Origin of the sequence: Pseudomonas sp. LjRoot277, assembly GCF_964253845.1 — a bacterium.
Lineage (GTDB): Bacteria > Pseudomonadota > Gammaproteobacteria > Pseudomonadales > Pseudomonadaceae > Aquipseudomonas.
Genome location: NZ_CAXURI020000001.1, coordinates 4,831,955 through 4,840,021 on the forward strand (window position 1 = coordinate 4,831,955; position 8,067 = coordinate 4,840,021).

Below are 8,067 nucleotides of genomic sequence, written 5' to 3' on the forward strand. Positions count from 1 at the left end.
CTCTCTTTTGCAGAAGCGAACCGAGCTCATGACCAACCGTCGTTCATTCCTCAAGCAGGCCGGTATTCTCGCGGCCGGCCTGCCCTTGGGCGCAGCCGTGAACCTGCCGGCGCTGGCCGCCACTCCGGCGCCGCTGCCGAAGGATAAATGGGCGCAACTGCGCCAGATGTTCAATCAGGACCCGGATTACCTGCACTTCGCCAACTTTCTGGTGACCTCACACCCCAAATCTGTGCGTGAAGCGATCGATGTGCACCGCGCCAACCTCGACCGCAACCCCGGCCTGGCCATGGACTGGGACCTGGGGGAAACCGAAAAACGCGAGCAAGAAGTGCGCGTCTGGGCCGGTCGCTACCTCAAGGCCAAGCCCGAGCAGATCGCCCTCACCGGCAGCACCACCGAAGGCCTTTCGCTGATCTACGGCGGCATTCATGTGCGTCCCGATCAGGAAATCCTCACCAGCGAACACGAACACTACGCCACCAACTATGCCTTGGCTTACCGCCAGCAAAAGGACGGAGTCAAGGTTCGCAAGCTCAAGCTGTTCGAGAACAGCCACAGTATTTCCGTGGATGAAGTGCTGGGCTCGATTGCCAAAGGCATTCGCCCGGAAACCCGAGTGCTCGGCATGACCTGGGTGCAATCGGGCAGCGGCGTGAAACTGCCAATCGGCGAGATCGGCAAACTGGTGGACGAACAGAATCGCAACCGCGAGGAAAAGGACCGCATCCTGTATGTGGTCGACGGCGTCCATGGCTTCGGCGTCGAGGACCTCGACTTCCCCGACATGCACTGCGATTTCTTCATTGCCGGCACGCACAAATGGATGTTCGGCCCGCGCGGTACCGGGATCATCTGCGCCCGTTCGACCGAGCTCAAGGACGTGACGCCGACCATTCCGACGTTCTCCGAAGCCACCACCTTCTCGACCATCATGACCCCCGGTGGCTATCACAGCTTTGAGCATCGCTGGGCCCTGAATGAAGCTTTCAAGCTGCACCTGGACCTCGGCAAGGCCGAGGTGCAGGCGCGCATCCACGCGCTCAATACCTATGCGAAAAACCGCTTGCTGGAGCACCCGCAGATCGAACTGGTGACGCCAAAGAGCCCGGACCTGTCGGCCGGTTTTACCTTCTTCCGGATCAAGGATCGCGACTGCGAACAAGTCGCCGTCCAACTCATGGAAAACCGCGTGGTCTGCGACTCGGTGGACCGCGACGTCGGCCCGGTAATCCGCATCGCCCCCGGCCTGCTCAACACCGAAAACGATATCGACCGTTTCATGGCCCTGCTGAATAAGACCGCCTAATGCAGAACCCTGTGGCGAGGGAGCTTGCTCCCGCTGGGCAGCGAAGCGGCCCCAAAGAAAGGGACTGCTACGCAGTCCAGCGGGAGCAAGCTCCCTCGCCACAGGGACACCCGTTTTCTTTTAAGTTGAGATAACACATGAACCGAGATCTGCTGAACCTGCCGCTCAAGGCACTGGCCCTGACCGCACTCGTGGCAGGCCTGCTGCCTGGCGCCGCTCAGGCTGCCGCCGCGGCGCAACCGGGCAAGGTGTTCAAAGACTGCCGGGACTGCCCGGAAATGGTCGTGCTGCCCGCCGGCACCTTCACCATGGGCACCCCCGATGACGAAGTCGGGCGCGAGCCTGATGAAAGTCCGATGCACGAAGTGACCTTCGCCAAACCGTTCGCCATGAGCCGCTTCCAGGTCACCGCTGGTGAATGGGACAGCTACGTGCGCGAGAGTGGCGTGACCATCGCCAACGGCGACACCCGGCCGGGTCGCGAGTGCGTCGCCAGCAAGCCGCGCTATCCGCAGAGCCCGCGTCAGCCGGCGGTGTGCATGAACTTCGACGACGTGAAAAACTACGTCGCCTGGCTGTCGAAAAAAACCGGGCAGACGTACCGCATGGTCAGCGAGGCCCAACGCGAATATGCCGCGCGTGGCGGCAGCAAAGGGCCGTTCCCCTTCCCGTTCGATGAAGGCAAGGCATACAGCATCAGCAAACACGCCAACACCTATGGCCCGGCGGATGGTTACAGCTTCAGCTCGCCAGTGGGCAGCTACCCGCCGAACGCCTTTGGCATGTACGACATGCACGGCAACGTTTACGAATGGGTCGAGGACTGCGAACACCCGGACTACGTTGGTGCCCCCACCGATGGCAGCGCCTGGGTCGAGCCCAAATGCGAAGCCGTGCGGATTCGCGGCAACGACTGGGGCGAAGCACCGGTGTTCTCCCGCTCCGGCAACCGCAACAGCCAGTACCCGCAAGAGCGTGGCGACTGGATGGGGTTCCGCATCGTGCGCGACCTCTAAGCCAGAGTTTTCTGGATGACTGTGCTCTCTGTAGGAGGGTTTTGTGTGGCACGTCCCGCCGCCAATCGGCGCCCTTCTAAATTAAGCCTTCCACCAGACGTTCTACTGGGTATCTGCCTTCACGACCCAAGGAACTGTCTTCCATGACCCAGCCTACCCGTGGCGCCATCGGCGAATTGTTCGCCCTGTTGAAACCCTTTCGGCTCATCGTCGCCGCGTCCATTTTCCTGGGCATGGTCGGCGGCCTGAGCGTCACGGTATTGCTGGCGACCATCAACAACGCCCTGCATTCGGACACCGGCCTGACCCAGGGCGTCGTCGCCCTGTTCGCCGGCCTGTGCCTGCTGGCACTGGCCAGTTCGATCTGCTCGGACATTGGCACCAACTATGTCGGCCAGCACATCATCGCCAAGCTGCGTAAACAGCTGGGTGAAAAAGTCCTGTCGGCACCGATCGAACAGATCGAGCGCTATCGCAGCCACCGATTGATCCCGGTGCTGACCCACGACGTCGACACCATCAGCGACTTCGCTTTCGCCTTCGCGCCGCTGGCCATTTCCGTCACCGTGACCTTGGGTTGCATGGGCTACCTGGCCATTCTGTCGTGGCCGATGTTCCTGATCATGGTCGCCGCCATCCTGATCGGCACCGCCATTCAGGCCTATGCCCAGAGCAAAGGGGTGCAGGGTTTCATGGCCGCCCGTGAGGCCGAAGATGAACTGCAAAAGCACTACAACGCGATTGCCGAAGGCGCCAAGGAACTGCGCATTCATCGCCCACGCCGCCAGCGCATGTTCGTCTCGGGCATCAAGGCCACGGCCGAGTTCATCTGCAACACCCAGGTGCGTTCCATCAACACTTTCGTGATCGCCAAGACCTTCGGCTCGATGCTGTTCTTCGTGGTCATCGGCCTGGCCCTCGCGCTGCAAACCTTTTGGCCGAGCGCCGACAAAACCGTGATGAGCGGCTTCGTGCTGGTGCTGCTTTATATGAAAGGCCCGCTGGAGCATTTGATCAGCACCTTGCCGATCGTCAGCCGCGCGCAGATCGCCTTTCGCCGCATTGCCGAACTGTCGGAGCAGTTTTCCACCCCGGAACCTCATCTGCTGCTGAGCGATAAAGGCAACGTCAAGCAAGCAGTACACGAACTGAAGCTCGCCGATGTGCGTTTCGGCTTCCCGGCTGTCGAAGGTGCCGCACCGTTCCAGCTCGGGCCGGTGAACCTGACGATCAAGCAAGGCGACATCACCTTTATTGTCGGCGAGAACGGTTGCGGCAAGACCACGCTGATCAAACTGTTGCTGGGACTGTACACGCCGCAGCAGGGTGAAATCCGCGTCAACGGCGAGGCGATCGACGCGCAAAACCGCGATGACTATCGCCAGTTGTTCACCACGATTTTTGCCGACTATTACCTGTTCGATGACGTGGTCCAGGGCGATACGCACATCCCCGAAGACGCCAACAAATACCTGCAACGGCTGGAGATTGCGCACAAGGTCAGCGTCAAGGACGGCAACTTCACCACCACCGACCTCTCCACCGGCCAGCGCAAACGCCTGGCCCTGGTCAATGCCTGGCTGGAGGAACGTCCGGTGCTGGTGTTCGATGAATGGGCGGCCGACCAGGACCCGACCTTCCGGCGGATTTTCTACACCGAGCTGCTGCCGGACCTTAAACGCCTGGGCAAGACCATCATCGTGATCTCCCACGATGACCGTTATTTCGACGTGGCGGACCAGCTGGTGCGCATGGAAAGCGGACGAGTCGTCACCGAACTGGCCCCCGCCTGAAACAGAAAACCGCGGTCTGTGTAGCAGCTGGCGAAGCCTGCGTTCGGCTGCGCAGCAGTCGTCAACCCGGCTCACGAGGTCTGCCTGATGCACCGCGGATTCTGGTTTTGCGACTGCTGCGCAGCCGAACGCAGGCTTCGCCAGCTGCTACACGGATCGCGTTTCGCCTCTTTATGAAATTTATTTGACGGGTTTCTTTCCGGTTTTACGTTCGTGCTGCGTCTAATAATCATTCCTATTAACAAAAACTCTGCACAACACTTTTTCAGGAGCTCAGGTAAGTAATGCGACCTCAAACACGCCGCACACCTCTCGCGCTAGCCGTACAGCGCCCGACTTTGCATCGCACCCTGTTCACTAGCGTACTGCTGACCGCCACCTTGCTGGGGAGCTCGATGGCCAATGCTGCACCTGTAAAAGTGAACATTGCAGGTCAATCGCTTTCCAACGCGCTGACCGAACTGGGCATGCAGACCAATCTGCAAATCCTCTACAGCCCGGATCAGGTTGCAGGGATCAAGTCTCGCGCGGTGTCCGGTTCGCTGGAACCGTCCGACGCCCTGAAGGCCCTGCTGCAAGGCACCGGCATCTCGTTCCAGATCAACGGCAACAGCGTCACCCTGGTGTCCGGCGGCGGCTCGAGCCTGCAACTGGGCGCGACCACCATTTCCGGCCAGGCCCTGGGCCTGACCACTGAAGACACCGGTTCCTACACCACCGGCGCCACCACCACCGCGACCAAACTGCCGCTGACCCTGCGCGAAACACCGCAATCGGTGACCGTGGTGACGCGTCAACAAATGGACGATCGCGGCGCCAAGAGCGTCGGCGACGTATTGCGCAACACGCCCGGCATCACATCGCAGAAGTACGACAGTGACCGTACCGAGTTTTCCGCCCGTGGCTTCGCCATCACCAACTACCAGTACGATGGCATCAACCTCCCGTACGACGGCGTTTACGGTGAGAACCCCAACAACAGCGACGACGCCGCCAGCCTCGATCGCGTCGAAGTCATCAAAGGCGCTACCGGCCTGATGACCGGCTCGGGCGACCCATCCGCCACCGTCAACCTGGTGCGCAAGAAGCCGACCAAGGAATTCAAGGCTTCGGTCAGTGCCACCGCCGGTTACTGGGACAACTACCGCACCGAAGGCGACATCTCCGGTTCGCTGAACGATTCCGGCAGCGTGCGCGGTCGCTTCGTTGGTGCCCTCCAGGATAAAGGCTCGTACATCGACCACTACAGCCAGAAGAAAGACCTGTTCTACGGCATCCTCGAAGCCGACCTGACGGACGACACCCTGTTGACCCTCGGCGTCGACAAGTCCAGTGCCACCCCGCGCGGCAGCTCCTGGACCGGTAACGCGCCGTACTTCACCGACGGCGGCCGTACCGACTTCTCTCGCAGTTTCAACCCCGGCGCCGACTGGAGCCGTCGTGATTTCGACAGCGTCACCTACTTCTCGTCGCTGGAGCAGGCACTGGCCAATGACTGGAAGTTCAAGGCCAGCTTCGACCAGAAAACCACCGATCACGATACCCAACTGGCCTCGGCCAGCGGGGGTTCTGCGGACCGCGCCACGGGCGAAGGCAATTTCCTTTACTGGGGTCGCTGGGAAGGTCATCGCGTGCAGAACTCCGCGGACGTAAACGTCTCCGGTCCGTTCTCCCTGGGCGGTCGCGAGCATGAACTGGTGGCCGGCTTCATGGCGTCCCACTCACGCCAGACCGGCGCAACGTACGACACCAGCGCCTTCGAACTTGTGCCGGGCAGCATCTATGACTGGAACGGTAGCCTGCCGAAACAGGAGTTCCCGAAAAACGGCAAGTACGAACGCACCCAGAGCCAGAACGGCCTTTACCTGGCCACGCGCCTGCGTCCGACCGACGACCTGTCATTCATCCTCGGCAGCCGTCTGAGCACCTTCAAGTACAACGAGGATTACTCGTACTATCCGGGCGGCACCCTCACCGACACTCACGCCAGCTACAAGGAACATGGCGTTGTCACGCCTTACGCCGGTGTGGTCTATGACCTGAACGATACCTACTCGGTCTACGCCAGCTACACCAAGATCTACCAGCCTCAGATCAACAAGGACATCAACGGTTCGACCCTGGCACCGGTCGAAGGCGACAGCTACGAAACCGGCCTGAAAGCGGCCTACTTCGAAGGCAAACTGAACGCCAGCCTGGCCTTCTTCCGCATTGAGCAGGACAACGTCGCTCAATCGATCGGCACCGATTTGAATACCGGCGACGGCATTTTCAAAGCCACCGACGGCGCCACCACCAATGGTGTGGAACTGGAACTGGCCGGCGCACTGGCTCAGGACTGGAACGTGTCTGCCGGCTACACCTACGCCCGCACCCGTGACAAGGACGAACAGCGCATCTTCGGTTTCCCGCTGGCCACCAGCAAACCGGAACACGTGATTCGTACGTTCACCACCTACCGCCTGCCCGGCGCGCTGGACCAATTCACCGTCGGTGGCGGCATCAGCTGGCAGAGCGCTTTTTACGGCCAGAGCTACAGCCCCAACGTAGGTGGTGGCGAGGGCGGCAGCACCATGCTCAAGCAAGGTGGCTACACCCTCGTGGACCTGATGACCCGTTATCAGTACGACGAACACCTGAGCTTCACCGCCAATGCCTACAACATCTTCGACAAGAAGTACCAGACGGGCCTGGGCAACTTCGGCACCACGTTCTACGGCGAGCCGCGCAACATGCAGATCACCGCGAAATATGATTTCTGAGTGGCTGAGCTGAAATGAAAAATGCCCGTATCGCGAGATACGGGCATTTTTTATGGGAACGATCATTCAAAGCCGCGAACGAACCCACCCCGCCACTTCCGCATGAATCCCCTCAACCTCCCCCAACAACCCCGCCATACGCAAAAAGTCATGAGTCATACCCGGCTGTTCCAGCAACGTCACCTCATTCCCCGCCACACGCAATCGATCGGCATACGCCAGCCCTTCGTCATGCAACGGATCATGCCCGGCCAAATACACCAGCGCCGGCGCCACGCCCGAAAGATCCTCCGCCAGCAACGGCGAACACCGCCAATCCGCCAGGTCTTCCGGCGTGCGCCCGTAATGCGCATAGAACCAATCCAGCGTCGGCGTCTCCAGCAAATAACCCTCGGCGAAATCCCGATGCGACGCGCGCTTGGTCGTGGCATCCGTCACCGGGTACACCAACAATTGCGCCTTGGGTTTCAACGCCAGTTCCTCCGGTTCACGCACCGCCATGATCGACAACACCGTGGCCAGCGTCGCGCCCACGCTGTCACCGGCCACGGCCACCCGCGTTGCGTCCAGACCACGCGCCGCACCCTCACGCACCAGCCAGTTCCCCGCATCGCAGGCATCTTGCACCGGCGTCGGGAACCGCCATTCCGGCGCCAGACGATAATCCACCGTCAACAAGGCAAAACCGCCTTGGGAGGCCAGCCGCCGGCACAGCGCATCATGGGAGTCGAGACTGCCGACCACGTAGCCACCGCCATGGAAATACAACACCACCGGTTGCAGCCCATCGACCGTTTGCCCATCGCGATACACCCTGGCCGACAAACTGTGGCCATCTCGCGCGGCGATGGTGAAGTCCTCGCAGGCAACGCTGTCCAGCGGCACATCGAGAAACCCCGACGACGCTTCGAAATCGATCCGCGCCTGTTGCGGCGACTGTTCATGCATCGCGCGACTTTTGCCGGTCATCCGGCCGAACTCGGCGAGTTCTAGAAAAGCTTCAAGTTCTGGCAACACAGCCATGGGAAAATCCTTCACACAAATAGGTAAGTAACCGGGCAATACACAATCTTGAAACCAGCGAGAACCCTGTGGCGAGGGAGCTTGCTCCCGCTGGGTCGCGAAGCGGCCCCTAAAAGAGGGACTGCTGCGCAGTCCAGCGGGAGCAAGCTCCCTCGCCACAATTG

Annotated in this window: 5 protein-coding genes and 1 pseudogene; 5 read left to right on the plus strand and 1 reads right to left on the minus strand. The window is 60.7% G+C overall.

The genetic code is table 11. The features are described from left to right. Positions 1 to 28 precede the first annotated feature (28 nt). From pvdN to ACSQ87_RS22815, 4 genes are all read left to right on the plus strand, one after another. On the plus strand, positions 29 to 1,309 hold the full coding sequence (pvdN, locus tag ACSQ87_RS22800) for a pyoverdine-tailoring periplasmic protein PvdN (RefSeq protein ID WP_436274436.1): 1,281 nt from the start codon (positions 29 to 31) through the stop codon (positions 1,307 to 1,309). A gap of 137 nt (positions 1,310 to 1,446) precedes the next feature. Further along, complete coding sequence (gene pvdO / locus ACSQ87_RS22805) at positions 1,447 to 2,325, plus strand: dihydropyoverdine dehydrogenase (protein WP_223432485.1); 879 nt, start codon at positions 1,447 to 1,449, stop codon at positions 2,323 to 2,325. 143 nt (positions 2,326 to 2,468) lie between these two features. Beyond that, complete coding sequence (locus ACSQ87_RS22810) at positions 2,469 to 4,118, plus strand: cyclic peptide export ABC transporter (protein WP_223432484.1); 1,650 nt, start codon at positions 2,469 to 2,471, stop codon at positions 4,116 to 4,118. A gap of 284 nt (positions 4,119 to 4,402) precedes the next feature. Further along, positions 4,403 to 6,880 (plus strand): TonB-dependent siderophore receptor, encoded by a 2,478-nt coding sequence (locus ACSQ87_RS22815; protein WP_436274437.1) that lies wholly within the window; start codon positions 4,403 to 4,405, stop codon positions 6,878 to 6,880. A 66-nt stretch (positions 6,881 to 6,946) separates the two neighbouring features. On the opposite strand, the gene ACSQ87_RS22820 is transcribed toward ACSQ87_RS22815, so the two are convergent. Beyond that, positions 6,947 to 7,903 carry an alpha/beta hydrolase gene (locus ACSQ87_RS22820; protein WP_223432482.1) on the minus strand — a complete coding sequence of 319 codons (957 nt, stop codon included), beginning with the start codon at positions 7,901 to 7,903 and terminating at the stop codon, positions 6,947 to 6,949. Between the two features lie 66 nt (positions 7,904 to 7,969). On the opposite strand from ACSQ87_RS22820, the pseudogene ACSQ87_RS22825 reads away from it, so the two are divergent. Further along, positions 7,970 to 8,062: pseudogene (locus tag ACSQ87_RS22825) on the plus strand (N-acetyltransferase); the annotation flags it as partial. Between the last annotated feature and the right edge of the window lie 5 nt (positions 8,063 to 8,067).